Source organism: Actinacidiphila sp. bgisy160 (assembly GCF_057707815.1).
This window is the reverse complement of the sequence record NZ_JBYIQW010000007.1, coordinates 168,126-192,460: the sequence shown is the minus strand read 5'-3', so window position 1 is coordinate 192,460 and position 24,335 is coordinate 168,126. Positions and strand designations below refer to the sequence as shown.

23 protein-coding genes are annotated in these 24,335 nt (G+C 71.5%); 1 reads left to right on the top strand and 22 read right to left on the bottom strand.

The window, feature by feature from the left end; translation table 11 throughout:
- Positions 1-15: 15 nt before the first annotated feature.
- The 10 genes from gmk to pyrR all read right to left on the bottom strand — a co-directional run bounded on the left by gmk (position 16) and on the right by pyrR (position 11,153).
- Positions 16-573 carry a guanylate kinase gene (gmk, locus tag AC3EUJ_RS09635; RefSeq protein WP_431960619.1) on the bottom strand — a complete coding sequence of 186 codons (558 nt, stop codon included), beginning with the start codon at positions 571-573 and terminating at the stop codon, positions 16-18.
- Positions 574-611: 38 nt separating this feature from the next.
- Positions 612-935, bottom strand: a complete 324-nt coding sequence (locus tag AC3EUJ_RS09630) for an integration host factor (protein WP_018564176.1) — start codon at positions 933-935, stop codon at positions 612-614.
- Between the two features lie 224 nt (positions 936-1,159).
- Positions 1,160-1,993 carry an orotidine-5'-phosphate decarboxylase gene (pyrF, locus tag AC3EUJ_RS09625; protein WP_431960618.1) on the bottom strand — a complete coding sequence of 278 codons (834 nt, stop codon included), beginning with the start codon at positions 1,991-1,993 and terminating at the stop codon, positions 1,160-1,162.
- The gene (locus AC3EUJ_RS09620) at positions 1,990-3,105 is read right to left on the bottom strand and encodes a quinone-dependent dihydroorotate dehydrogenase (protein ID WP_431960616.1); all 1,116 of its coding nucleotides are present in this window, start codon (positions 3,103-3,105) and stop codon (positions 1,990-1,992) included. Before AC3EUJ_RS09620 ends, pyrF begins: the two co-directional genes overlap by 4 nt.
- A gap of 75 nt (positions 3,106-3,180) precedes the next feature.
- Positions 3,181-6,492 carry a carbamoyl-phosphate synthase large subunit gene (gene carB, locus AC3EUJ_RS09615; RefSeq protein WP_431960614.1) on the bottom strand — a complete coding sequence of 1,104 codons (3,312 nt, stop codon included), beginning with the start codon at positions 6,490-6,492 and terminating at the stop codon, positions 3,181-3,183.
- Complete coding sequence (gene carA / locus AC3EUJ_RS09610; protein ID WP_431960613.1) at positions 6,485-7,624, bottom strand: glutamine-hydrolyzing carbamoyl-phosphate synthase small subunit; 1,140 nt, start codon at positions 7,622-7,624, stop codon at positions 6,485-6,487. The genes carB and carA overlap by 8 nt, the downstream gene beginning before the upstream one ends.
- On the bottom strand, positions 7,621-8,187 hold the full coding sequence (locus tag AC3EUJ_RS09605; RefSeq protein ID WP_431960612.1) for a PH-like domain-containing protein: 567 nt from the start codon (positions 8,185-8,187) through the stop codon (positions 7,621-7,623). The genes carA and AC3EUJ_RS09605 overlap by 4 nt, the downstream gene beginning before the upstream one ends.
- Entirely contained in the window at positions 8,184-9,482 is a 1,299-nt protein-coding gene (locus tag AC3EUJ_RS09600) for a dihydroorotase (RefSeq protein ID WP_431960611.1), read from the bottom strand. Before AC3EUJ_RS09600 ends, AC3EUJ_RS09605 begins: the two co-directional genes overlap by 4 nt.
- Positions 9,479-10,456, bottom strand: coding sequence for an aspartate carbamoyltransferase catalytic subunit (locus AC3EUJ_RS09595; RefSeq protein ID WP_431960610.1), 978 nt, complete (start codon positions 10,454-10,456; stop codon positions 9,479-9,481). The genes AC3EUJ_RS09600 and AC3EUJ_RS09595 overlap by 4 nt, the downstream gene beginning before the upstream one ends.
- A gap of 124 nt (positions 10,457-10,580) precedes the next feature.
- A complete protein-coding gene (gene pyrR / locus AC3EUJ_RS09590; RefSeq protein ID WP_431960609.1) occupies positions 10,581-11,153 on the bottom strand; it encodes a bifunctional pyr operon transcriptional regulator/uracil phosphoribosyltransferase PyrR in 573 nt (190 codons plus the stop codon).
- 298 nt (positions 11,154-11,451) lie between these two features.
- Between pyrR and bldD the strand changes: the two genes are divergently transcribed.
- Positions 11,452-11,952, top strand: a complete 501-nt coding sequence (gene bldD, locus AC3EUJ_RS09585; RefSeq protein WP_319134973.1) for a transcriptional regulator BldD — start codon at positions 11,452-11,454, stop codon at positions 11,950-11,952.
- 164 nt (positions 11,953-12,116) lie between these two features.
- Here the strand turns inward: bldD and nusB are convergent, their stop codons facing one another.
- The 12 genes from nusB to AC3EUJ_RS09525 form a co-directional block, all read right to left on the bottom strand.
- On the bottom strand, positions 12,117-12,545 hold the full coding sequence (gene nusB / locus AC3EUJ_RS09580) for a transcription antitermination factor NusB (RefSeq protein ID WP_431960608.1): 429 nt from the start codon (positions 12,543-12,545) through the stop codon (positions 12,117-12,119).
- Between the two features lie 2 nt (positions 12,546-12,547).
- Entirely contained in the window at positions 12,548-13,114 is a 567-nt protein-coding gene (gene efp, locus AC3EUJ_RS09575; RefSeq protein ID WP_319134977.1) for an elongation factor P, read from the bottom strand.
- Positions 13,115-13,168: 54 nt separating this feature from the next.
- Complete coding sequence (locus tag AC3EUJ_RS09570) at positions 13,169-14,278, bottom strand: aminopeptidase P family protein (protein WP_431960606.1); 1,110 nt, start codon at positions 14,276-14,278, stop codon at positions 13,169-13,171.
- A 54-nt stretch (positions 14,279-14,332) separates the two neighbouring features.
- Positions 14,333-15,082 carry an AAA family ATPase gene (locus AC3EUJ_RS09565; RefSeq protein WP_431960605.1) on the bottom strand — a complete coding sequence of 250 codons (750 nt, stop codon included), beginning with the start codon at positions 15,080-15,082 and terminating at the stop codon, positions 14,333-14,335.
- Between the two features lie 135 nt (positions 15,083-15,217).
- Entirely contained in the window at positions 15,218-16,372 is a 1,155-nt protein-coding gene (gene aroB, locus AC3EUJ_RS09560) for a 3-dehydroquinate synthase (protein ID WP_431960604.1), read from the bottom strand.
- Entirely contained in the window at positions 16,369-16,884 is a 516-nt protein-coding gene (locus tag AC3EUJ_RS09555; protein WP_431960603.1) for a shikimate kinase, read from the bottom strand. The genes aroB and AC3EUJ_RS09555 overlap by 4 nt, the downstream gene beginning before the upstream one ends.
- Positions 16,881-18,065: a chorismate synthase gene (aroC, locus tag AC3EUJ_RS09550; RefSeq protein WP_431960602.1), complete on the bottom strand. Its 1,185-nt coding sequence runs from the start codon at positions 18,063-18,065 to the stop codon at positions 16,881-16,883. The genes AC3EUJ_RS09555 and aroC overlap by 4 nt, the downstream gene beginning before the upstream one ends.
- Before the next feature lie 141 nt (positions 18,066-18,206).
- Positions 18,207-19,049 (bottom strand): shikimate dehydrogenase, encoded by an 843-nt coding sequence (locus AC3EUJ_RS09545; protein WP_431960601.1) that lies wholly within the window; start codon positions 19,047-19,049, stop codon positions 18,207-18,209.
- Entirely contained in the window at positions 19,046-20,767 is a 1,722-nt protein-coding gene (mltG, locus tag AC3EUJ_RS09540) for an endolytic transglycosylase MltG (protein ID WP_431960600.1), read from the bottom strand. The genes AC3EUJ_RS09545 and mltG overlap by 4 nt, the downstream gene beginning before the upstream one ends.
- Positions 20,768-20,901: 134 nt before the next feature.
- Positions 20,902-21,366, bottom strand: coding sequence for a Holliday junction resolvase RuvX (gene ruvX, locus AC3EUJ_RS09535; RefSeq protein ID WP_018564195.1), 465 nt, complete (start codon positions 21,364-21,366; stop codon positions 20,902-20,904).
- Between the two features lie 8 nt (positions 21,367-21,374).
- Entirely contained in the window at positions 21,375-24,044 is a 2,670-nt protein-coding gene (alaS, locus tag AC3EUJ_RS09530) for an alanine--tRNA ligase (RefSeq protein WP_431960599.1), read from the bottom strand.
- Positions 24,044-24,334, bottom strand: coding sequence for a DUF6167 family protein (locus tag AC3EUJ_RS09525; protein ID WP_431960598.1), 291 nt, complete (start codon positions 24,332-24,334; stop codon positions 24,044-24,046). The genes alaS and AC3EUJ_RS09525 overlap by 1 nt, the downstream gene beginning before the upstream one ends.
- Position 24,335 lies beyond the last annotated feature (1 nt).

The following is a 24,335-nucleotide window of genomic DNA, read 5'->3' as shown; positions in this document are numbered from 1 at the left end:
GGGTGTGCAAAAAGATCAGACTACAGCCATCAAGGCTAGCAGCTCGCGGGCGACGTCCTCGACGGAGGTGTTCACCAGGGTGGTGTCGAACTCCGGCTCGGCCGCCAGCTCGACCCGCGCGGCCCCCAGGCGGCGCTCGATGACCTCGGGGGCCTCGGTGCCCCGGCCGGTGAGCCGGCGGACCAGCTCGTCCCAGCTCGGCGGTGCGAGGAAGACCAGCCGCGCCTCGGGCATCGACTCCCGGACCTGGCGGGCGCCCTGCAGGTCGATCTCCAGCAGGACCGGCTCGCCGGCCTCCAGGCGCTCCAGCACCGCCTGGCGAGGCGTGCCGTACCGGTTCCCCGCGAACTCGGCCCACTCCAGCAGTTCGCCGTTGGCGACGAGCTTGTCGAACTCGTCGTTCTCGACGAAGTAGTAGTGCACCCCGTGCTTCTCACCGGGGCGGGGCTTGCGGGTGGTGGCCGAGACGGAGAGCCACACCTCGGGGTGGACTGTGCGCATATGAGCGACGACCGTGCTCTTGCCGACCCCCGAGGGGCCGGAGAGCACGGTCAGCCGCGGACGTTCACTCATGGAGCGATTATCCCGGTTCCCGGAGGGTGCTGGGAACGTCAGGCAGCGGGGCTGCCGAACTCGCGCTCGAGGGAAGCGATCTGGTTGGAGCCGAGCCCACGGACCCGGCGGCTCTCGGAGATGCCGAGCCGCTCCATGATCTGCTTGGCGCGGACCTTGCCCACGCCGGGCAGGGACTCCAGGAGGGCGGAGACCTTCATCTTGCCGATGACGTCGTTCTCCTGGCCCTGCTTGATGACCTCGTGCAGCGAGGCGCCGGAGTGCTTGAGCCGATTCTTGACCTCGGCGCGCTCCCGGCGAGCCGCGGCGGCCTTCTCGAGCGCGGCAGCGCGCTGTTCAGGGGTAAGGGGCGGAAGAGCCACGCCTACGTCACCTCGGAAGTAGAACTGTCGGATACGGACCGGTGTGGAACCTAGTCGCCCCCCACCTGCAGGGGCAACGTGAAACGCGCACCTTGCGCGCTCTCGTCGGAGACTAGCGGCCCCAGCGGCCACAGTCAGCGCAAACAAGAAGAAAAGTCCTGGTCAGCGTCAACCGACCAGGACTTTTGGGACAAATCTGCGCAGGTTTCCGGACGTCTTGACCGCTACTTGACGACCGAGGCCAGCTGCGCGACCTCCCTTTCGGCCGCTTCGCGCAGCGCCGGGACGGACGGTCCGAGCCTCAGCACACCCCTGCTGACGCTCGGCACGACGTTGCGCACGGCACCCCCGAACACCCTGGGGAGGTCGGCCGCCGTGGCGCCCTGGGCGCCGATGCCGGGGGCCAGGAGGGGCCCGTTGACGGCCAGGTCCACACCCGCCTGATCGAGCGTCGCGCCCACGACCGCGCCGACCGATCCCAGCGGCAGGTCGCCCTCGTTCTCCGCCGCGATGTGGTTCAGCATCACCTGGGCGAGGGACGCGCCGCTCGCCGCGGTTGACCGCTGCACCTCCGCGCCCTCCGGATTGGAGGTCAGGACGAGCACGAAGACGCCGCTGCCGCTCGCCCGGGCGGCGTCCAGGGCGGGGCGCAGCGAGCCGAACCCCAGGTACGGGCTGAGGGTGACCGCGTCCGAGAACAGCGGCGAGGCGGGGTCCAGGTAGGTGGCGGCGTACGCGGCCATGGTGGAGCCGATGTCGCCGCGCTTGGCGTCCATCAGCACCAGGGCGCCGGCCGCACGCGCCTCGGCGACGGCCGTCTCCAGGACCGCGATGCCGCGCGAGCCGAACCGCTCGAAGAAGGCGCTCTGCGGCTTGAGGACGGCGACCCGGTCGGCCAGCGCCTCCACTACGGTGCGGGTGAAGCGCTCCAGGCCGGCGACGTCGTCCTGCAGCCCCCAGGCGGTCAGCAGGGAGGAGTGCGGGTCGATGCCGACGCAGAGCGGCCCACGGGTGTCCATGGCGCGGCGCAACCGGGCGCCGAAGGGCTCGGGGTTCATCGCGGGGTGGCTGCCTTCCGGGTCTCGGCGCCGACGGCGTCGGCGAGGGTGTCGTACGGGCTGGCCTGCAGCAGCGCGGCGAGGTCCCGGTGGATCGTGCGGCACCAGAAGGGACCCCGGTAGACGAAGGCGCTGTAGCCCTGGACGAGGGTGGCACCGGCCAGGATGCGCTGCCAGACGTCCGCGGCGGTCTCGACCCCGCCCACCCCGACGAGGGTGACGCGGTCGCCGACGCGGGCGTACAGGCGGCGCAGCACCTCCAGGGAGCGTTCCTTGAGGGGGGCGCCGGACAGCCCGCCGGTCTCCTTGACCAGGTCGGCGTCCGAGCGCAGGCCGAGGCCGTCGCGGGCGATGGTGGTGTTGGTGGCGATGATGCCGTCCAGGCCGAGTTCGAGAGCGAGGTCGGCGACGGCGTCCACGTCCTCGTCGGCGAGGTCGGGGGCGATCTTGACCAGGAGCGGGACGCGGCGGCCGGTGACGGTGCGGTCGGCGGCCGCGCGCACGGCGCTGAGCAGTGGACGGAGGTGGTCGACGGCCTGCAGGTTCCGCAGTCCGGGAGTGTTGGGCGAGGAGACGTTGACGACGAGGTAGTCGGCGTGGCGGGCGAGCCGCTCGGTGGAGGTGACGTAGTCGGCGACCGCCTCCTCCTCCGGGACGACCTTGGTCTTGCCGATGTTGACGCCGACCGTGGTCGGGAAGACCGCCTTGCGGTCGGCCAGGCGCGCGGCGACCGCGGCCGAGCCCTCGTTGTTGAAGCCCATGCGGTTGATCAGGGCGCGGTCGGCGACAAGGCGGAAGAGCCGCTGTCCGGGGTTGCCCGGCTGCGGCTGGGCGGTGACGGTGCCGATCTCGACGTGGTCGAAGCCGAGCATGGTGAGCCCGTCGATGCCGACGGCGTTCTTGTCGAAGCCGGCGGCGAGCCCGAAGGGGCCGTGCATCCGGCGGCCCAGTGCCTCGGTGCGCAGTACGGGGTACCGCGGCGCGAGCAGCGCGGCGGCGAAGGTGCGCAGGACCGGGATTCGGGCGGCGAGCCGGATCCAGCCGAAGGCGAGGTGATGGGCCCGCTCGGGGTCGAGGCGTTTGAAGAACAGGTTGAACAGGACGGAGTACATGCGGGGCCTTCCGGCGGTCGACGGGGCGGGGACTCGTGAAGAGGGGGACACCGGTCCGGTGTCCCCCTCCTTCGCCTACGCCTCGCGGGCGGCGGTCAGGTGCTGCGCGTGTTCCTGCAGTGAGCGGACCCCGACGTCGCCGCGGCCCAGCGCGTCGACGCCCTGGACGGCGGCGGCGAGCGCCTGCACCGTCGTCAGGCACGGCACGCCGCGGGCGACGGCCGCGGTGCGGATGTCGTAGCCGTCGAGGCGGCCGCCGGTGCCGAACGGGGTGTTGACGATGAGGTCGATGGCGCCCTCGTGGATGAGCTCGATGATGGTGGGCTCACCGTTGGGGCCGGTGCCCTCGCTCTTCTTGCGCACCACGGTGGCCCCGATGCCGTTGCGCCTCAGCACCTCGGCGGTGCCGGAGGTGGCCAGCAGCTCGAAGCCGTGCTCGACCAGCGCGCGGGCCGGGAAGATCAGCGCGCGCTTGTCGCGGTTGGCGACCGAGACGAAGGCGCGGCCCTTGGTCGGCAGCGCGCCGTAGGCGGCGGCCTGCGACTTGGCGTACGCCGTGCCGAAGACCGAGTCGATGCCCATGACCTCGCCGGTGGAGCGCATCTCCGGGCCGAGGACGGTGTCGACGCCCCGGCCGTGCACGTCGCGGAAGCGGCTCCAGGGGAGCACGGCCTCCTTGACGGAGATCGGCGCGTCCAGCGGCAGGGTGCCGCCGTCGCCGTGGGCCGGGAGCAGGCCCTCGGCGCGCAGCTCGGCGATGGTGGCGCCGAGCGAGATGCGGGCCGCCGCCTTGGCCAGCGGGACAGCCGTCGCCTTGGAGGTGAAGGGGACGGTGCGGGAGGCGCGCGGGTTGGCCTCCAGCACGTAGAGGATGTCCCCGGCCAGGGCGAACTGGATGTTGATCAGACCCTGGACGCCGACGCCCTTGGCGATGGCCTCGGTGGAGGCGCGCAGCCGCTTGACGTCGTGGCCGCCGAGGGTGATCGGCGGCAGGGCGCACGCGGAGTCGCCGGAGTGGATGCCGGCCTCCTCGATGTGCTCCATGACGCCGCCGAGGTAGAGCTCGTGGCCGTCGTAGAGCGCGTCGACGTCGATCTCGATGGCGTCGTCGAGGAATCGGTCGACCAGCACCGGGCGGTCCGGGCCGATCTCGGTGGACTCGGCGATGTACGAGGCGAGGCGGGTCTCGTCGTAGACGATCTCCATGCCGCGTCCGCCGAGCACATAGGAGGGCCGGACGAGGACCGGGTAGCCGATCTCGTCGGCGATGGCCTTGGCCTCCTCGAAGGTGGTGGCCGTGCCGTGCTTGGGGGCGGGCAGGCCCGCCCGGGCCAGGACGCGGCCGAAGGCGCCGCGGTCCTCGGCGAGGTGGATGGCCTCGGGCGAGGTGCCGACGACGGGCACCCCGTTGTCCTTCAGGGCCTGGGCGAGGCCGAGCGGGGTCTGGCCGCCGAGCTGGACGACGACGCCCGCAACGGGGCCGGCCTGCTGCTCGGCGTGGACGATCTCCAGGACGTCCTCCAGGGTGAGCGGCTCGAAGTAGAGCCGGTCGGAGGTGTCGTAGTCGGTGGAGACGGTCTCCGGGTTGCAGTTGACCATGACGGTCTCGTAGCCCGCGTCGCTCAGCGCGAAGGAGGCGTGGACGCACGAGTAGTCGAACTCGATGCCCTGGCCGATGCGGTTCGGGCCGGAGCCCAGGATGATCACCGCGGGCTTCTCGCGCGGCGCGACCTCGCTCTCCTCGTCGTAGGACGAGTAGAAGTACGGGGTGCGGGCGGCGAACTCGGCGGCGCAGGTGTCGACCGTCTTGTACACCGGCCGGACCCCAAGCGCGTGCCGGACCTCGCGGACGACGTCCTCGCGCAGGCCGCGGATCGCGGCGAGCTGGGCGTCGGAGAAGCCGTACCGCTTGGCCTCGGCGAGCAGCTCGGGGTCGAGCTTGTCGGCGGCCGCGAGCTCGTCGGCGATCTCCTTGATCAGGAAGAGCTGGTCGACGAACCAGGGGTCGATCTTCGTGGACTCGAAGACCTCCTGCGGGGTGGCGCCGGCCCGGATCGCCTCCATGACGGTGTTGATGCGGCCGTCGGTGGGGCGCCGGGCCGCGAGCAGCAGTTCTCCCTTGTCGCCCGGGTCGCCGGTGAAGGCGAACTGGCTGCCCTTCTTCTCCAGGGAACGCAGCGCCTTCTGCAGCGCCTCGGGGAAGTTGCGGCCGATGGCCATGGCCTCGCCGACCGACTTCATGGTGGTGGTGAGGGTGGCGTCGGCGACCGGGAACTTCTCGAAGGCGAAGCGCGGCACCTTGACGACGACGTAGTCGAGCGTCGGCTCGAAGGAGGCCGGGGTCTGCTCGGTGATGTCGTTGGGGATCTCGTCGAGGGTGTAGCCGACGGCGAGTTTGGCGGCGATCTTGGCGATCGGAAAGCCGGTCGCCTTGGAGGCGAGCGCGGAGGAGCGGGAGACGCGCGGGTTCATCTCGATGACGATGACCCGGCCGTCCTCGGGGTTGACCGCGAACTGGATGTTGCAGCCACCGGTGTCGACGCCGACCTCGCGGATGACGGCGATGCCGATGTCGCGCAGGATCTGGTACTCACGGTCGGTCAGCGTCATCGCGGGCGCGACGGTGATGGAGTCGCCGGTGTGCACGCCCATGGGGTCGAAGTTCTCGATGGAGCAGACGACCACGACGTTGTCGTGCTTGTCGCGCATCAGCTCCAGCTCGTACTCCTTCCAGCCGAGGATGGACTCCTCCAGGAGCACCTCGGTGGTCGGCGAGAGCGTCAGGCCCTGGCCGGCGATGCGGCGCAGCTCCTCCTCGTCGTGGGCGAAGCCGGAGCCGGCGCCGCCCATGGTGAAGGAGGGGCGGACGACGACGGGATAGCCGCCGAGTGTGTCGACACCCGCGATGACCTCGTCCATGGTGTGGCAGATGACCGAGCGCGCGGACTCGCCGTGACCGATCTTGGCGTTGACCGCCTCGACGACCTCCTTGAACAGGTCGCGGTCCTCGCCCTTGTTGATGGCCTCGACGTTCGCGCCGATCAGCTCGACCCCGTACTTGTCGAGGACGCCGGCCTTGTGCAGCGAGATCGCGGTGTTGAGCGCGGTCTGGCCGCCCAGGGTGGGCAGGAGCGCGTCGGGGCGCTCCTTGGCGATGATCTTCTCGACGAACTCGGGGGTGATCGGCTCGACATAGGTGGCGTCGGCGATCTCCGGGTCGGTCATGATCGTGGCCGGGTTGGAGTTGACCAGGACCACGCGCAGGCCTTCGGCGCGCAGCACGCGGCATGCCTGGGTGCCGGAGTAGTCGAACTCGGCGGCCTGGCCGATGACGATCGGGCCGGAGCCGATGACCAGGACGGACTGGATATCGGTGCGCTTAGGCACGCTGGCCCTCCATGAGCTTCACGAAGCGGTCGAACAGGTACGCGGCGTCGTGCGGACCTGCGGCGGCCTCGGGGTGGTACTGGACGCTGAAGGCGGGGGTGTCGAGCAGCCGCAGGCCCTCGACCACGTTGTCGTTGAGGCACACGTGGGAGACCTCGGCCCGCCCGTACGGGGTGTCGGTGACCTGGTCGAGCGGCGCGTCCACGGCGAAGCCGTGGTTGTGGGCGGTGACCTCGACCTTGCCGGTGGAACGGTCCTGCACCGGCTGGTTGATGCCGCGGTGGCCGTACTTCAGCTTGTAGGTGCCGAAGCCGACGGCGCGGCCGAGCAGCTGGTTGCCGAAGCAGATGCCGAACAGCGGCGTCCTGCGCTCCAGGACGCCCTGGATGACGGTCAGGTCGGCGGTGGCCGGGTCGCCGGGGCCGTTGGAGAGGAAGACGCCGTCGGGGTTGACCGCGTATACCTCGTCCAGGGTGGCGCCGGCGGGCAGCACGTGCACCTCGATGCCGCGCTCGGCCATGCGCTGCGGGGTCATCCCCTTGATGCCGAGGTCGATCGCGGCGACGGTGAACTTCTTCTCACCGATCGCCGGGACGACGTACGGCTGCTCGGTGGCGACCTCGGCGGACAGGTCGGCGCCCTTCATCTGGGGGCTGGCCTGCACCGCGGCAAGGAGCGTGGCCTCGTCGGCCTGCGCCTTGTCGCCGGAGAAGATGCCGACCCGCATCGCGCCGCGCTCGCGCAGGTGACGGGTCAGCGCCCGGGTGTCGATGCCGCTGATGCCGACGACGCCCTGGCGGGTCAGCTCCTCGTCCAGGGTGCGGCGGGAGCGCCAGTTGGACGGCACGCGGGCGGGGTCGCGGACGACGTAGCCGGCCACCCAGATGCGGGAGGACTCCGGGTCCTCGTCGTTGACGCCGGTGTTGCCGACGTGTGGGGCGGTCATGACGACGACCTGGCGGTGGTACGACGGGTCCGTCAGGGTCTCCTGGTAGCCGGTCATGCCGGTGGAGAAGACGGCCTCGCCGAAAGTCTCCCCCATGGCCCCGTAGGCCCGGCCGCGGAAGGTGCGGCCGTCCTCCAGGACGAGTACGGCAGGGACCCTCGCGGGCCGCTGGGCGGAGGTCGTCATCGTGCGCCTTCCTGGTCGTGCGTGAGAGTGTTCAGGGCCTCGACCCACGCGGCGTGCTCGGCGGCGTGGTCCGAGCGGAAGCCGGAGTCGATCAGCCGGTCGCCGTGCGCCCAGGTGACCACCAGCAGGCCGCCCTCGGTGAGGACCTTGCCGGCGATTCCCTTGTCGAGCCGGGCGCCGCGCAGGTCTGCGGCGGGGACGAAGAAGCTCGGCGCGCCGGTGCGCTCGACGTCCAGCCCCAGGTCGGTGAGGGTGAGCTCGGCCCGGCTGCGCACGCCCAGCCCGTGGGCGACGATGCGGTCCAGCCACTGACCGGCGGTGGTGCTGCCGTGGTAGCGGCCACTCATCGTCGCGAGCCGGGGCTCGCCGGGCTCCTCGGGGGCGGTGGGGAGGGCGGGCAGGTCGCTCTGGAGGGTGCCGCGCCACTTCCAGCCCTGGCGCATCAGCCAGTAGACGAGGGCGATGAACAGCAGCAGCCCGACGACCCAGCCGATGCGGGCCGACCAGTCGGTGACCTCGGCGGAGTGCTTCCCCTCCGCCGCGATGAGTACCAGAGGTGTCACGAGAGCTTCCCGTCCATGACCGTCGCCTTGCCCCGCAGGAAGGTGGCGAACACCTGGCCCGGCAGCTCCAGACCCTCGTAGGGGGTGTTGCGGCTGCGGGAGGCGAAGCCCGCGGGATTCACCTCACCACGGTATGCCGGATCGACCAGCGTGAGGTTCGCGGGCTCACCAGCCGAGACGGGCCGTCCGTGGCCGGAGAGGCGGCCGATCGCCGCGGGCCGGAACGACATCCGGTCGGCGACGCCCGCCCAGTCGAGCAGGCCGGTGTCCACCATGGCGTGCTGGACGACCGACAGCGCGGTCTCCAGGCCGATCATGCCCATGGCCGCCGCGCCCCACTCGCAGTCCTTGTCCTCGTGCGGGTGCGGGGCGTGGTCGGTGGCGACGCAGTCGATCGTGCCGTCGGCGAGCGCCTCGCGCAGCGCCATGACGTCGGCCTCCGTGCGCAGCGGCGGATTGACCTTGTAGACCGGGTTGTAGGTGCGCACCAGCTCGTCGGTGAGGAGCAGGTGGTGCGGGGTGACCTCGGCGGTGACGTCCCAGCCCTTGGACTTGGCCCAGCGGACGATCTCGACCGAGCCGGCCGTGGACAGGTGGCAGATGTGCACGCGGGAGCCGACGTGGGCGGCGAGCAGCACGTCGCGGGCGATGATCGACTCCTCGGCGACGGCCGGCCAGCCGGTCAGGCCCAGCTCGCCGGAGACGACGCCCTCGTTCATCTGGGCGCCCTCGGTCAGCCGGGGCTCCTGGGCGTGCTGGGCGACGACGCCGTCGAAGGCCTTCACGTACTCCAGGGCGCGGCGCATGATCACGGCGTCGTCGACGCACTTGCCGTCGTCGGAGAAGACCCGCACACCTGCGGCGGAGTCGGCCATCGCGCCGAGCTCGGCGAGCTTCCTGCCCTCCAGGCCCACGGTGACGGCGCCGACCGGCTGGACGTCGCAGTAGCCGTGCTCGCGGCCGAGGCGCCACACCTGCTCGACCACGCCGGCGGTGTCTGCGACGGGGAAGGTGTTGGCCATCGCGTGGACGGCGGTGTACCCGCCCGCGGCGGCGGACCGGGTGCCGGTGAGAACGGTCTCGGAGTCCTCGCGGCCGGGCTCGCGCAGGTGGGTGTGGAGGTCGACCAGGCCCGGCAGGAGGACCTTGCCCTCGGCCTCCACCACCGTGGTGCCCTCGGGGGTGGTCAGGTCCTGGCCGACCTCGGCGATGGTCTCGCCGTCGATCAGGACGTCCCGCGGCTCGCCGCCGAGGATCCTCGCGCCGCGGATCAGCGTCTTCGGGGTCGCGCTCATGCTTGGTTGTTCTCCTCGGTGCGGGCGGGGGCGGAGACGGCGGGCTCGGCGCCGCCGAGCAGCAGGTACAGGACGGCCATGCGGATGCTGACGCCGTTCTTCACCTGCTCGACGGCGGTGCAGCGCGGCGAATCGGCGACCTCGGCGGTGATCTCCATGCCTCGGTTCATCGGGCCGGGGTGCATGACGATGGCGTGCTCGGGCAGCGCGGCCATGCGGAGGCCGTCCAGACCGTAGCGGCGCGAGTACTCGCGCTCGGTGGGGAAGAAGGCGGCGTTCATGCGCTCGCGCTGGACGCGCAGCATCATCACGCCGTCGGACTTGGCGAGCACCGCGTCCAGGTCGTAGGAGACCTCGCAGGGCCAGTTCTCGACCCCGATGGGCAGCAGGGTGGGCGGCGCCACCAAGGTGACCTCGGCGCCGAGCGCGCCCAGCAGCAGCACATTGGAGCGGGCCACCCGGCTGTGCAGCACGTCGCCGACGATCGTGATGCGGCGGCCGGCCAGGTCGCGGCCGGGGCCGGACAGGTGGCGGCGCATGGTGAAGGCGTCCAGCAGGGCCTGCGTGGGGTGCTCGTGGGTGCCGTCGCCGGCGTTGACGACACTGCCGCCGATCCAGTCGGAGTACGCCAGCCGGTGCGGGGCGCCGGACATGTGGTGGCGGATGACGACGGCGTCGGCGCCCATGGCCTCCAGGGTGAGGGCGGTGTCCTTGAGGGACTCGCCCTTGGACACCGAGGAGCCCTTGGCTGAGAAGTTGATGACGTCGGCCGACAGGCGCTTGGCGGCGGCCTCGAAGGAGATGCGCGTGCGGGTCGAGTCCTCGAAGAACAGGTTGACGACCGTGCGGCCGCGCAGGGTCGGCAGCTTCTTGATGGGGCGGTCTGCGACGCGGGCCATCTCCTCCGCCGTGTCGAGCACGAGGAGGGCGTCGTCGCGGGTGAGGTCGGCGGCCGAGATCAGGTGGCGCTTCATCGGGTCACTCCGAAGGATGCGTGCGGGGGCGGACTGGGTGGCGGCACGCCACGTCTCCCGGGCAGGCCGGGGGGCGGGGACGGGCGGGCGGGGCGCTGCCCCGGGAAACGGGGGCGCGCCCGGGCTACTCGTCCGCCGGGGAGCCGTCGCGTACGCCGAGCAGGACGCAGTCGCGCCCGTCCTCCTCGGTCAGGTGGACCTTGACGGTCTCGCGCAGCGAGGTGGGGATGTTCTTGCCCACGTAGTCGGCCCTGATCGGCAGTTCGCGGTGGCCCCGGTCGACCAGGACCGCCAGCTGCACGGCGCGGGGGCGGCCGATGTCGCCCAGCGCGTCGAGCGCGGCGCGGATCGTGCGGCCGGAGAAGAGCACGTCGTCGACGAGGACGACCAGCCGGCCGTCCACCCCGTCGGCCGGGATCTCGGTGCGGGCGAGCGCCCGCGCCGGGCGCAGCCGCAGGTCGTCGCGGTACATGGTGATGTCGAGCGAGCCGACCGGGACCTTGCCGCCGGTGATCTCGTCGAGCTTGTCGGCGAGCCTGCGGGCCAGGTGGACGCCGCGGGTCGGGATGCCCAGGAGCACCACGTCGTCAGCGCCCTTGGCGCGTTCGACGATCTCGTGGGCGATGCGGGTCAGGACCCGCGCGATATCCGGCGCCTCGAGTACGGGCCGGGCCGGATCGGAGCCGATGCTGGCCATGGAAAAAGGACCTCCTTCCCCGCCTCACTGGACGGGCCTTAAAGGACGCCAAAACGAACGGTTCCACCGTATCAGGCACCCTGGCGTGCTCCATGGCGGGCCCTGGCGGCCGCCTGGCGCGGGTCTCGGGGCGGGTCCGCCGTCCGTACCACGATCGACCTCGGATCCCGGCCGAAAGGCCGGTGACCGGCCATTCCTCGCTCTTCCGGGGGACCGGTGTGGACCATTCGGCTTGACGGATTCCAATTACGCTGCGTAACCTCACAGTGAGTTACTGAGTTTCCGTCCGGGGAGCCATATGTCCAGCGATTACGCCAAGCAGCTCGGAGCAAAGCTCCGCGCCATCCGCACGCAGCAGGGACTCTCCCTCCACGGCGTCGAGGAGAAGTCCCAGGGCCGCTGGAAGGCCGTGGTGGTCGGTTCCTACGAGCGCGGCGACCGCGCCGTGACCGTGCAGCGCCTCGCCGAGCTCGCCGACTTCTACGGCGTTCCGGTCCAGGAGCTGCTGCCCGGTTCCGCGCCGGGCGGTGCCGCCGAGCCGCCGCCGAAGCTCGTCCTCGACCTTGAGCGGCTGAGCCAGGTGCCCTCCGACAAGGCCGGTCCGCTGCAGCGCTACGCCGCCACCATCCAGAGCCAGCGCGGCGACTACAACGGCAAGGTGCTGTCGATCCGCCAGGACGACCTGCGCACCCTCGCCGTCATCTACGACCAGTCGCCCTCGGTCCTGACCGAGCAGCTGATCGGCTGGGGCGTCCTCGACGCGGACGCCCGGCGCGCGGTGCAGCACGAGGAGGGCTGACGCCCTCGGGAAGCAGAAACGTCCCGCCCCTTGGGCACGGCCGCGAAGGCCGCGTCTGAGGGGCGGTTGTCTTTTCCTGCCCCGGCCGGCCGCACCGCGCGTCGTCCGGACATGCCACGGGCCCGGAACGCGCTGCGTTCCGGGCCCGGTGAGCCGTCCAGGGGCTAGTCCTCCCGGAGGCTGGGCTTCAGCTCCTTGAGCCGGGCGAGCAGGCCGTTCACGAACGAGGGGGACTCGTCCGTGGAGAACTCCTTGGCCAGCTGCACGGCCTCGTCCAGGACGACGGCGTCGGGGACGTCGTCCTCCCAGATCAGCTCGTAGGCGCCGAGCCGCAGGATGTTCCGGTCGGTCACCGGCATCCGGTCGAGGGTCCAGCCCACGGCGTGCTTCGACAGCAGTTCGTCGATGCGCCTCGCCCGCTCGGCGTAGCCCTCGACGAGCTGCATCGTGTATTCGCTGACCGGCGGCTGCCGGTCGTCGGTCCGGGCGAGCCTGATCCAGTCCGCCATGGCGGTCTTGGGGTCGACACCCCGCTGCTCCGCCTCGAAGAGGATCTGGAAGGCGCGCTTGCGGGCCTTGTTACGTGCGGCCACGGTTAGCTGGTCACCCGGCCGAGGTACTCACCCGAGCGGGTGTCGACCTTGATCTTCTCACCGGTGGTGATGAAGAGCGGGACGCCGATCTCGTAGCCGGTCTCCAGCTTGGCGGGCTTGGTGCCACCGGTGGAGCGGTCGCCCTGGACGCCGGGCTCGGTGTACTCGATGACCAGCTCGACGGCGGCCGGGAGCTCGATGTAGAGGGGGGAGCCCTCGTACATGGCGACGACGGCCTCGAAGCCCTCCAGAAGGAAGTGGGCGGCGTCGCCGACGACCTCGGGGGTGATGTAGACCTGGTCGTACGTGTCCATGTCCATGAACACGAAGCTCTCGCCGTCCTTGTAGGAGAACTGCATCCCGCGCTTGTCGACGTTGGCCGTCTCGACCTTCACGCCGGCGTTGAAGGTCTTGTCGACGACCTTTCCGGAGAGCACGTTCTTGAGCTTCGTACGGACGAAGGCGGGGCCCTTGCCGGGCTTGACGTGCTGGAACTCGACGACGGACCAGAGCTGGCCGCCGTCGAGCTTGAGCACGAGGCCGTTCTTGAGGTCGTTCGTGGTGGCCACGGTTGCGGAATCTCCTGCACTGCTGCTTCGGGGACCCGGAGCCGCGGCCGCCCTCTACAGGGCGAGCAGCTCCTTGGTCGTGATGGTGAGTAGCTCGGGCCCGCCGTCCGTCGGGGGACGCACGACGAGTGTGTCGTCGATGCGGACACCGCCGCGGCCCGGGATGTGGACTCCCGGTTCGACGGTGACCGGCACGCAAGCGTCCAGTTTACCCATGGCCGAGGGGGACAACCGAGGGTCCTCGCCGATCTCCAGTCCGACGCCGTGTCCGGTGGTCTCCCCCAGCGCCTCGCCGTGGCCCCCGGACTCCAGCACGTGGCGCGCCGCGTGGTCCACCTCGCGGCAGGCGGCGCCGGGTGCGAGGGCCTCGCGGCCGGCCCGCTGCGCCGCGAAGACCAGGTCGTACAGCTCGATCTGCCAATCAGCGGGCGTGGTGCCGATGACGAAGGTGCGCCCCACCTCGCAGCGGTAGCCGCGGTAGCAGGCGCCCAGGCAGACGGTGAGGAAGTCGCCCTCCTCGACACGCCGGTCGGTGGGCAGGTGGCGCGCCGCACCGGAGTGGGGGCCCGTGCCCACGCAGGTCGGGAAGGCCGGCCCGTCGGCCCCGTGGTCGATGAGGCGGCGCTCCAGCTCCAGGGCGAGGTGGCGTTCGGTGCGGCCCACCAGGATCGACTCCAGGAGCTCGCTGAGCGCCTGGTCGGCGATCTCGGCGGCGATCCGCAGCGCGGAGATCTCCTGCTCGTCCTTGACCAGCCGGAGCTGTTCCACGGCCGAGCCGAGGTCGGACAGCCGTACGCCCGGCGCCGCGCTGCCCAAGGCACGGTGCCGCGCGACGGTGAGGTGGTGCTCCTCGACCGCCAGGGCCCCGGCCTTGCGGTCCGCGGCCAGCGCGGCGGCGGTGACGGCCGGGTCGCCCTCGGGGCCGGACAGCACGACGCCCCGTACGTCGTCCGGAAGCCGGCCCTCGGCCAGGTCGCCGGACGGATGACGGTGGTGGACCAGCACGTCCTCGGGGCCCGGCCCCACCAGCAGGACGGTCCCCGGCGGGGCGCAGCCCGTCAGGTAGCGGACGTTGGCGGGGCGGGAGACGAGCGCCGCCGCCGCACCGGCCGCCGCGCAGCGGTCCCGGAGGCGTTCCCTGCGGGCAGCGTGCACCTCGGACATGTGGCGAGCGTACGTCGCGTGCCGCCGGTCGGCCTGTCGAGAGCTGCCGGGCGGCTACCAGGCGGGCGGGCCCTGGAGGCTGCGGGTGACGACACTGTCGAGCGCGGCGGCGGCCGCGGGGACGTCGAGGTGGGAGTTGTCGATGATGGGCAGCCCGGAGCCGTACCAGCCGGCCATGCGGCCGTGGATGCGGGCGACCTCCTCGTCCGACAGCCGCCGGTTCCCGCTGCGCTGCGCGTTGCGGGCCAGGACGATGTCGAGGCCGGGCAGGAGGACGACGGGCAGCAGGCCGGGCCCGACGTGACGCTTCCAGCCGCCGAGGCCCACGACCGGGCGGTCGGGGAAGACCGCGTCATCGATGATGCAGGAGATGCCGTTCGCCAGGAAATTGCGGGCCGCGAAGCCGCAGGTGCGGCGGGCGAGGCGGTACTGCGCCTCGGAGTTGTCGTTCCAGCCGGACTGCGGGTCGGCGAAGCCGGAGCGGACCCACTCGCGGACGTCGTCCAGGCTGATGTGGGCGGTCGGCACACCCCGGTGGTCGGCCCAGTGCCGGGCGATGGTTGTCTTGCCCGCGCCGGCCGCGCCGATCAGCAGGACCGCGACGGGGCCGTGCGTGGTGTGCGGGAGCGGGGCGCCGCTGCCGGCGGCGGGCTGCGGGGGCGGCTGGACCGGGTGCTGGACGGGGGCTCCCTGGGCCATCGGGAAGTGGCCGGTGGTGCCCGGGTGCTGCGGCGGCGGCCCTGGCTGCCCGGCCTGCTGCCCACCGTGCGGCGGTGGCAGCGGCGCACCCACGGCATGCTGCATCGAGGCCACTCCGTCCGTACAAGAGCTTTCGGGTTCGACCGAACGGTACCGTGGGCGGCCGCAGTTGTGTGAACGGCCGGGCAGCCCACGGGGTGCCCGGCCGTTCGGGATCCGCGGTCCCGTGCGCGTGCGCGGCTACTTGGAGATCTCCGCGTAGGCGGCGAGGAGCACCCCGGGGTCGGGGGCCTCCAGGACGGTCGGCTTGGCGAGGCCGTCCAGCACGATGAAGCGCAGCCGGTCGGCGCGCGACTTCTTGTCCACCTTCATCGTCTCCAGCAGCCGCGGCCACTGGTCGCCGCGGTAGGTCAGCGGCAGGCCGACGGACTCCAGGACGGAGCGGTGGCGGTCGGCGGTGGCGTCGTCCAGGCGGCCGGCGAGACGGCCGAGTTCGGCGGCGAAGACCATGCCGATGGAGACGGCCGCGCCGTGCCGCCAGTTGTAGCGCTCGTTCTTCTCGATGGCGTGGCCGAGGGTGTGGCCGTAGTTGAGGATCTCGCGCAGCCCGGACTCCTTGAGGTCCGCGGAGACCACCTCGGCCTTGACGCGGATGGCGCGCTCGATGAGCTCGGCGGTGTGCGGGCCCGCGGGGCCGCGGGCGGCGGCCGGGTCCTGCTCGATCAGGTCCAGGATCACGGGGTCGGCGATGAAGCCGGCCTTGATGATCTCGGCGAGGCCGCTGACGTAGTCGTTGACCGGCAGCGACTCCAGTGCCGCGAGGTCGCAGAGCACCCCGGCGGGCGGGTGGAAGGCGCCGACGAGGTTCTTGCCCTCGGCGGTGTTGATGCCGGTCTTGCCGCCGACCGCCGCGTCCACCATGCCGAGCACGGTGGTCGGCACGGCGACCCAGCGGACCCCGCGCAGCCACGTCGCCGCGACGAACCCGGCGAGGTCGGTGGTGGCACCGCCGCCGACGCCGACGATGACATCCGTACGGGTGAAGCCGGACTGCCCGAGCGCCCGCCAGCAGTACGCCGCGACCTCGGTGGTCTTGGCCTCCTCGGCGTTGGGCACCTGGATGGCGACGGCCTCGTAGCCCTGCTCGGCCAGGTCCTCGCGCAGCGCCTGGCCGGTGGCCTCCAGTGCCTCGGGGTGGATGACGGCGACCCTTTGGACATCGCTGCGGCGCGGAGCGCCTCCCCTGAGGGTGGTGGTGGGCGACGGGTCCTTGTCGCCGATCAGGCCGGGAAGCTCGCCGAGCAGCTGCCGGCCGACCAGCACCTCGTACGGCTCGGTGCCCTCACTCCCCCCGACCCGGATGCGGATGGGGGTGTGGGCGGCGTGCTTCGTCATGCGTTCTTCAGCTCCAGTGCGTCCAGGACGGCGTCGGCGACGTCCTCGGGGGTCCGGCCCTCCGTGCTGACCACGGCACGGGCGACCTCGGTGTACAGCGGGCGGCGGGCCTCCATCAGCTCGCGCCACTGCCGTCGCGGGTTGACGGCGAGCAGCGGGCGGGCCGTGTCGAGGCCGACACGCTTGACCGCCTCGGCGACGTCCATGTCGAGGAAGACCACGGGCAGGCCGGCGAGCAGCTTGCGGGTGTCCTCGTCGAGGATCGAGCCGCCGCCGAGCGCGAGCACACCCGGGTGCTCGGCGAGCGCGGCGCGGACGGCCAGGGCCTCCAGCGCGCGGAAGTGCTCCTCGCCGTCCTCGACGAAGATGTCCGCGATCGGCCGGCCCTCGGCCTCGACGATGTCGGCGTCGGTGTCGCGGCAGGTAGTGCCGAGCCGCTGGGCGAGCAGCTCGCCGACGGTGGTCTTACCGACGCCCATCGGGCCGACCAGGACGACGACCGGGCCGCTCATCGGATCGCCAGGTTGTCGAGGTAGCCGCGCACGTTGCGGCGGGTCTCGGTGACGCTGTCGCCGCCGAACTTCTCCGCGACCGCGTCCGCCAGGACCAGGGCGACCATCGCCTCGGCGACGATGCCCGCGGCCGGGACGGCGCAGACGTCGGAACGCTGGTGGTGGGCCTGGGTGGCCTCGCCGGTGGCCACGTCCACGGTGGCCAGGGCGCGCGGCACGGTGGCGATGGGCTTCATCGCGGCCCGCACCCGCAGCAGCTCGCCGGTGCTGAGGCCGCCCTCGGTGCCACCGGAGCGGCCGGTGGAGCGGCGGATGCCGTCCTCGGTGGCGACGATCTCGTCGTGCGCCTTGGAGCCGGGGACGCGGGCCAGTTCGAAGCCGTCGCCGACCTCGACGCCCTTGATGGCCTGGATGCCCATCAGGGCGGCGGCCAGCCGCGCGTCCAGCCGGCGGTCCCAGTGCACATGGCTGCCGAGGCCGACCGGCACACCGTAGGCGAGCACCTCGACGACGCCGCCGAGGGTGTCGCCGTCCTTGTGAGCCTGGTCGATCTCGGCGACCATCCGCTTGCTCGCGTCGGCGTCGAGGCAGCGCACGGGGTCGGCGTCGAGCTTCTCGACGTCGGCGGGGGTCGGGTGGACACCGTACGGGGCCTTGGCCGCGGCGAGCTCCACGACATGGGAGACGATCTCGATGCCGGCCGTCTCCTTGAGGTAGGAGCGGGCCACGGCGCCGAGCGCGACGCGGGCGGCGGTCTCACGGGCGGAGGCGCGCTCCAGGATCGGCCGGGCCTCGTCGAAGCCGTACTTCTGCATGCCGGCGAGGTCGGCGTGGCCGGGGCGCGGCCGGGTCAGCGGGGCGTTGCGGGCGAGCCCGTCGAGGATCTCCGGATCCACCGGGTCGGCCGCCATGACCTGCTCCCACTTGGGCCACTCGGTGTTCCCCACCATGATCGCGACCGGGGAGCCGAGGGTGAGCCCGTGACGCACGCCGCCGAGGAAGGTGACCTGGTCCTGCTCGAACTTCATCCGGGCACCGCGGCCATAGCCGAGCCGCCGCCGCGCGAGGTGGTCCGCCACCATCCCGGTGGTGATCGGCACACCGGAGGGCAGACCCTCCAGTGTCGCGACGAGTGCGGGGCCGTGCGACTCCCCCGCGGTCAGCCAGCGCAACCTGCTCAACGGTGCTCGCTCCTTCATCATCGCCCGGACCGCGGCGAGGCGGACCGGACCATCCGTGCGTAAACCGATCCTTTCACGTCCGGCGGCGAAGGCGGGGCGCGGTCCGCTGGGCGGACAGCTTCGTGGACGCCTGCGGAGTGTTCAGGAACGGTGCAGCGCCGCCTCGCCGGCGGCCCGCATGGCCGCCAGCGGGGCGGGTTTGCGGCCGGTCATCAGCTCCACCTGCAGCACCGCCTGGTGCACCAGGAGGTCCAGCCCCCCGACGACGGCCCCGCCCCGCGTCGCCCAGGCGGACGCCAGGGCGGTCGGCCACGGGTCGTACAGCACGTCGAAGAGGGTCCCTGCCCGCTCCGGCACGGCGGCGGCGAGCGCGTCCGCGGTGCCGGCCGGCGTCGTGGAGATCACCAGGGGCGCGGAGAGGGCCTCGGCGGCGTCCTTCCAGGCGGCCGTCCGCACGGCCACGCCGAGCCGCTCGCCCCACTGCCGCATCTGCGCGGCGCGGGTGTCGCTGCGCACGTACGCGGTGACCGTGCCGTCGCAGATCTGCGCCAGCGCGGCCAGCGCGGAGGAGGCGGTCGCCCCCGCGCCGAGGACGGCGGCGGAGCCGACGCGTCCGACGCCGCGCTCGCGCAGCGCCGCCACCATCCCGGGGATGTCGGTGTTGTCGCCCAGCCGGCGTCCGTCCTCGGCGAAGACCACCGTGTTGACGGCCTCGACGGCGGAGGCGGTGTCGCTGACCTCGTCCAGCAGCGGGATGACCGCCCGCTTGAGCGGCATGGTCAGCGACAGCCCCGCCCAGCGCCCGCCGCCCGGCAGCTCGGCCAGCCCTGCCAGGAAACCGGGCAGGGCGGCCTCGTCGACCTCGAAGCGGTCGTAGGCCCAGTCGGTCAGGCCGAGTTCCGCGTAGGCGGCCCGGTGCAGCACCGGGGAGAGCGAGTGCGCGATCGGCGACCCGAGGACCGCAGCCCGCTTGCCGTCACTCATCCGCCGCCGTGCTCCCGCTGGTACTTGTTGAACTCCGCGACATTCCGGTCATGCTGCGCCTGGCTGTCCGTGAAGCGTGTGTCACCCGGCTTGACCGTGACGAAGAACAACCAGTTGCCCTTGGTGGGCTGCAGGGCCGCCTCGATGGCCTGATGGCCGGGGTTGCCGATCGGACCCGGAGGCAGGCCCTTGTGGTTGTAGGTGTTGTAGGGCGACGGGTCCATGGTGTCGGCCTTCGACGTGTTGAGCGTACTGCGGCCCTTGGCGTAGTTGATCGTCGAGTCGAAGCCCAGGGGCATGTACTTGTCGAGACGGTTGTAGATGACCCGCGAGACCTTGCCGAACTCGTCGTCCTCCTTCGCCTCGGCCTGCACCAGACTGGCGATGGTGACGACCTCGTGCGGCGTCATGCCGACCTTCTTCGCCTGCCCCACCAGGTCGTCCTTGGTGTACTCCGCATTGGCGCGCTTGACCATCTGCTTGAGCAGGTCGAGGGGTTTGGTTTCCTTGCCGATGCTGTAGCGGGAAGGGAAGAGGAAGCCCTCCAGCGGATCCACTATGGCTTCACCCTCGTCGGCCCAGTCGGGCAGGTCGAGGCTGTCGGCCTCGTTCTTCGCGACCTTCTTGGTGGTGCCGTCCTCGAGATTCAGCTTGGCGTCGATGATCGAGTAGATCTGGGCGTCACGCAGGCCCTCTGCGATGATCAGGACGTTCTGCGACTTCGGGTCGAGCATCATCGTGACGGCGCTGGACGCCGACATCTCCTTGTGCAGGACGTAGACGCCGGGCTGGATGAGCTTGCCCTTGGGGTTCTGGTTGGTGGCGGCGGTGAAGGCGTCGACGCTCTTGACCACACCCGCCTTCTTCAGGATGTTGCCGATCTGGATGCCGGTGGCGCCCTGCGGGATCTCGACCTGGACCTCGCCGCTGCCTTGCCCCGCGAAGTCCGGCGGCGGGCCGAAGTTGCTCTGGTAGTACCGGTAGCCGAAGTAGCCGACGCCCGCGATGCCGCCGCCGAGGACGACCATCACGACCAGGCACGCCATGCCGGAGCGGCGCTTCTTGCCGCCCTTGCCCGCCTGGCCGCCCCTGCCCGCGCGGCCGCGCCGGTCGTTGCGGTCCGACTGCGGCTCGTCGTCCTCGTCGTCGTCCGCGCCGGAGAAGAAGGAGTGGTCGTCGGCGGCACCCGCCTCGTCGTCCCAGAGCGGGGCGTCCTGCCCGGCCGGCCGGGGGCGCTGCTGCTGCGGCTGCGGCTGCGGTTGCTGTGGGGGCTGCTGCTGGTACTGGGGCTGCTGCTGCGGGTAGCGCTGGTCGGGCCGCTGCGGGGGCGGGTAGCCGTCCTGCCCGTAGTAGTCGGGCTGCTGCCGGCCGCCGTAGCCGTCGTGGCCGTAGCCCGCCGGGGCGCCCCAGGAGTCGTACTGCTGCTGGGGGTCGTACGGGTACTGCTGCTGCTGACCGGTGTTGCCGTAGGGGTCCCAGCCACCCTGCTGCTGGTACTGAGGGTTCTGCTGCTGGTGCTGCTGTGGCTGCTGATGCTGCTGATGCTGCTGATGCTGCTGATGCTGTTGATACTGGGGATTTTGCTGGTACTGGGAATACTGCTGGTGCTGCTGGTGCTGCTGTTCCTGGGAATGCTGCGGCTGTCCCCATTGGTCGCCGAAGAGAGGGTCTTCGGGGTGCCATGCATCGGAGCCAGGGCTCCGGCCATAGTCAGTCATCGATCCCCTACGGTTCGGTTCGCGCGGCGGCAGCAGGCCGGCGCTTGTGGCGCGGGCGGGGGGTCCCGACCCGTCGGCACCCACAGATCCCGCTGTGGAGCCGCCGTGCTGCGCGGAACGTTACCGTACCGCGATCAGATAAACGGTTCGACGCTCTCGCCCGGCTCTTTACCAGACACCCGTTCGGTCTCGAGGGCGCTCTGCAGGATGACCACCGCAGCGGCCTGGTCGACGACGGAACGTCCCTTCTTGGCCTTGACGCCTGATGCGCGCAGGCCCTGCGTCGCCGTGACGGTGGTCATCCGCTCGTCCACCAGGCGCACCGGGACGGGGGAGATGATCTTCGCCACATCCTGGGCGAAGCCGCGGGCCTTGGCCGCGGCCTGCCCCTCCCGCCCGTTGAGCGAGCGGGGCAGGCCGACCAGCACCTCGATCGGCTCGTACTCCTCGACGATCTGTGCGATGCGACGGCGCGCGGCCGGGGCGTCCCGGCCGGGCACCGTCTCGACGGGTGTGGCGATCAGCCCGTCGGGGTCGCACGAGGCGACCCCGATGCGGGCGTCCCCGACGTCGATCGCGATCCTGCGACCCCTGCGCATCACGGACCTCAGGCCGTCTCGGCGACCAGTCGCTGCACGGCGGCGATGGCCTCGCCGACCGCGTCCGCGTTCTGGCCGCCGCCCTGGGCGACGTCCGGCTTGCCGCCACCGCCGCCGCCGAGGGTCTTGGCGGCGGTACGGACCAGCTCGCCGGCCTTCAGGCCGCGCTCGCGGGCCGCCTCGTTGGTGGCGATGACGGTCAGCGGGCGGTCGTTCGCCACGGCGAACAGGGCAACGACGGCGGCGCGGCCGCCGCCGATCCGCTGGCGGACGTCCAGCACGAGCTTGCGCAGGTCGTCGGCGCCGGTGCCGTCCGGGACCTGGCCGGTGACCAGGGCGACGCCCTTGACGTCCTGGGCGGAGTCGGCGAGCCCGGCGGCGGCCTGCAGGACCTTCTCCGCGCGGAAGCGCTCGATCTCCTTCTCGGCGTCCTTGAGCTTGGCGAGCATGCCGGAGATCTTCTCCGGGAGCTCCTCCGGCCGGCCCTTGACCAGCTGCTGGAGCTGGGCGACGACCGTGTGCTCGCGGGCGAGGAAGTTGTACGCGTCCACGCCGACCAGAGCCTCGACCCGGCGCACGCCGGAGCCGATCGAGGACTCGCCGAGCAGCTTCACCAGGCCCAGCTGGGCGGTGTTGTGGACGTGCGTGCCGCCGCAGAGCTCCTTGGAGTAGTCGCCGATCGTCACGACGCGCACCCGCTCGCCGTACTTCTCGCCGAACTCGGCGATGGCGCCCTGCTTCTTGGCCTCGTCGATGCTCATGATCTCGGCGGTGACGTCGAGTTCACGGGCGAGCACCGCGTTGATCTTCTGCTCGACGTCCGTCAGCACAGTGCCCGGCACGGCGGCCGGCGAGCCGAAGTCGAAGCGGAAGCGGCCCGGGGAGTTCTCCGAACCGGCCTGGGCGGCCGTGGGGCCGAGGGCGTCGCGCAGCGCCTGGTGGGTCAGGTGGGTGGCGCTGTGGGCGCGGGCGATGGCCCGGCGGCGGCCGAGGTCGATCTTGGCGAAGACGCCGGAGCCGACGGTCACCTCGCCGACCTGGACGCTGCCCTTGTGCACGGTGACGCCCGGGACGGGCTGCTGCACGTCCCGGACCTCGATGACGGCGCCCGAGTCGGTACGGATCCGCCCGGTGTCGGCGAGCTGGCCGCCGCCCTCCGCGTAGAAGGGGGTGCGGTCCAGGATGACCTCGACCTCGTCGCCCTCGTTGGCGGCGGGCGAGGGCACGCCGTCGACCAGCAGGCCGACGACGCTGGCCTCGCCCTCGTTGTCGGTGTAGCCGGTGAAGACGGTGCTGCCGGCCGTGTCGGCGACGGCACGGTACGCCGACATGTCGACATGACCGCTCTTCTTCACCAGGGCGTCGGCCTTGGCGCGGTCCCGCTGCTCCTTCATCAGGCGGCGGAAGCCGTCCTCGTCCACCGACAGGCCCTGCTCGGCGGCCATTTCGAGGGTGAGGTCGATCGGGAAGCCCCAGGTGTCGTGGAGCAGGAAGGCCTTGTCGCCGGAGAGCACGCCGGAGCCGGCGGCCTTGGCCTCGGTGACGGCGGTGTCCAGCACATTGGTGCCGGCCTTCAGCGTCTTGAGGAAACGGGCCTCCTCGGCGAGGGCGACCGTCTCGATGCGCTTGCGGTCCTCGACGAGCTCCGAGTACTGCTGGCCCATCGTCTTGATGACGGTGTCGACGAGGTCGCCGACAACGGCCTCCGTGGCACCGAGCAGCCGCATTTTGCGGATGGCGCGGCGCATGATGCGGCGCAGCACGTAGCCGCGGCCCTCGTTGCCGGGGGTGACGCCGTCGCCGATGAGCATCACGGAGGTGCGCATGTGGTCGGCGACGACGCGCAGCGAGACGTCGGACTCGTGGTCCGAGCCGTAGGCGACGCCGGTGAGCTCGGTGGCCTTGTCGATGACGGCACGCAGGGTGTCGGTCTCGTACATGTTCTGCACGTCCTGCAGGATCATGGCGAGACGCTCGAGACCGAGACCGGTGTCGATGTTCTTGGCGGGCAGGTCGCCGAGGATCGGGAACTCCTCCTTGCCGGAGCCCTCCCCGCGCTCGTACTGCATGAAGACCAGGTTCCAGATCTCCACGTACCGCTCGTCGTTGACGGCCGGGCCGCCCGGGGCGCCGAACTCGGGGCCGCGGTCGTAGTTGATCTCGGAGCACGGTCCACAGGGGCCGGGGACGCCCATGGACCAGAAGTTGTCCTTCATGCCCAGGCGCTGGATGCGCTCGGCGGGCACGCCCACGACGTCGCGCCAGATCCGCTCGGCCTCGTCGTCGTCCTTGTAGACGGTGATCCACAGCCGCTCGGGGTCTAGGCCGTAACCGCCGTCCGCCACGGGAGTGGTGAGCAGCTCCCAGGCGAGCTTGATGGCGCCTTCCTTGAAGTAGTCGCCGAAGGAGAAGTTGCCGCACATCTGGAAGAACGTGCCGTGGCGCGTGGTCTTGCCGACCTCTTCGATGTCGGGCGTGCGGACGCACTTCTGCACGCTGGTGGCGCGCGGGAAGGGCGGCTTGACCTCGCCCAGGAAGTAGGGCTTGAACGGGACCATGCCCGCGGGCACCAGAAGAAGGGTCGGGTCGTCGGCGATGAGCGACGCCGACGGCACGACGGCGTGCCCGCGCTCTTCGAAGAAGCGCAGCCAGCGGCGGCGGATTTCTGCCGACTCCATCAGTGTTCGTCCTTCCGGTGGTGGTACGAGATGGCCGGCCGCTGGGCCGGCATGTCGAGATCGGGGGCCGAGCGGCCCAGTGCGTCGTTGAGCTGTTCCTCGCGCTCGGACATGCCGGCGCGGACGTCCTGCGCGAAGGTGCGCAGCCGGTCCCCGGCCTCGAGGGCCTTGTCGGCCGCCTTCGACGCCAAACTCTCGGGGGTCAGGCTGCGGATCTTGCGATGGACCTTGTGGGTGGCCCACACCCCGGCGGCGGCACCGGCGGTGAACCAGAAGGCACGGCGGAACATG

Excerpts from the sequence above, each read along its gene's own strand:
- gmk (WP_431960619.1), bottom strand. The coding sequence starts at position 573 with ATGAGTGAACGTCCGCGGCTGACCGTGCTCTCCGGCCCCTCGGGGGTC.
- pyrF (WP_431960618.1), bottom strand. The coding sequence starts at position 1,993 with ATGAACCCCGAGCCCTTCGGCGCCCGGTTGCGCCGCGCCATGGACACC.
- AC3EUJ_RS09620 (WP_431960616.1), bottom strand. The coding sequence starts at position 3,105 with ATGTACTCCGTCCTGTTCAACCTGTTCTTCAAACGCCTCGACCCCGAG.
- carA (WP_431960613.1), bottom strand. The coding sequence starts at position 7,624 with ATGACGACCTCCGCCCAGCGGCCCGCGAGGGTCCCTGCCGTACTCGTC.
- AC3EUJ_RS09600 (WP_431960611.1), bottom strand. The coding sequence starts at position 9,482 with ATGAGCGCGACCCCGAAGACGCTGATCCGCGGCGCGAGGATCCTCGGC.
- AC3EUJ_RS09595 (WP_431960610.1), bottom strand. The coding sequence starts at position 10,456 with ATGAAGCGCCACCTGATCTCGGCCGCCGACCTCACCCGCGACGACGCC.
- pyrR (WP_431960609.1), bottom strand. The coding sequence starts at position 11,153 with ATGGCCAGCATCGGCTCCGATCCGGCCCGGCCCGTACTCGAGGCGCCG.
- bldD (WP_319134973.1), top strand. The coding sequence starts at position 11,452 with ATGTCCAGCGATTACGCCAAGCAGCTCGGAGCAAAGCTCCGCGCCATC.
- AC3EUJ_RS09570 (WP_431960606.1), bottom strand. The coding sequence starts at position 14,278 with ATGTCCGAGGTGCACGCTGCCCGCAGGGAACGCCTCCGGGACCGCTGC.
- AC3EUJ_RS09565 (WP_431960605.1), bottom strand. The coding sequence starts at position 15,082 with ATGCAGCATGCCGTGGGTGCGCCGCTGCCACCGCCGCACGGTGGGCAG.
- aroB (WP_431960604.1), bottom strand. The coding sequence starts at position 16,372 with ATGACGAAGCACGCCGCCCACACCCCCATCCGCATCCGGGTCGGGGGG.
- AC3EUJ_RS09555 (WP_431960603.1), bottom strand. The coding sequence starts at position 16,884 with ATGAGCGGCCCGGTCGTCGTCCTGGTCGGCCCGATGGGCGTCGGTAAG.
- AC3EUJ_RS09545 (WP_431960601.1), bottom strand. The coding sequence starts at position 19,049 with ATGAGTGACGGCAAGCGGGCTGCGGTCCTCGGGTCGCCGATCGCGCAC.
- mltG (WP_431960600.1), bottom strand. The coding sequence starts at position 20,767 with ATGACTGACTATGGCCGGAGCCCTGGCTCCGATGCATGGCACCCCGAA.
- ruvX (WP_018564195.1), bottom strand. The coding sequence starts at position 21,366 with ATGCGCAGGGGTCGCAGGATCGCGATCGACGTCGGGGACGCCCGCATC.
- alaS (WP_431960599.1), bottom strand. The coding sequence starts at position 24,044 with ATGGAGTCGGCAGAAATCCGCCGCCGCTGGCTGCGCTTCTTCGAAGAG.
- AC3EUJ_RS09525 (WP_431960598.1), bottom strand. The coding sequence starts at position 24,334 with ATGTTCCGCCGTGCCTTCTGGTTCACCGCCGGTGCCGCCGCCGGGGTG.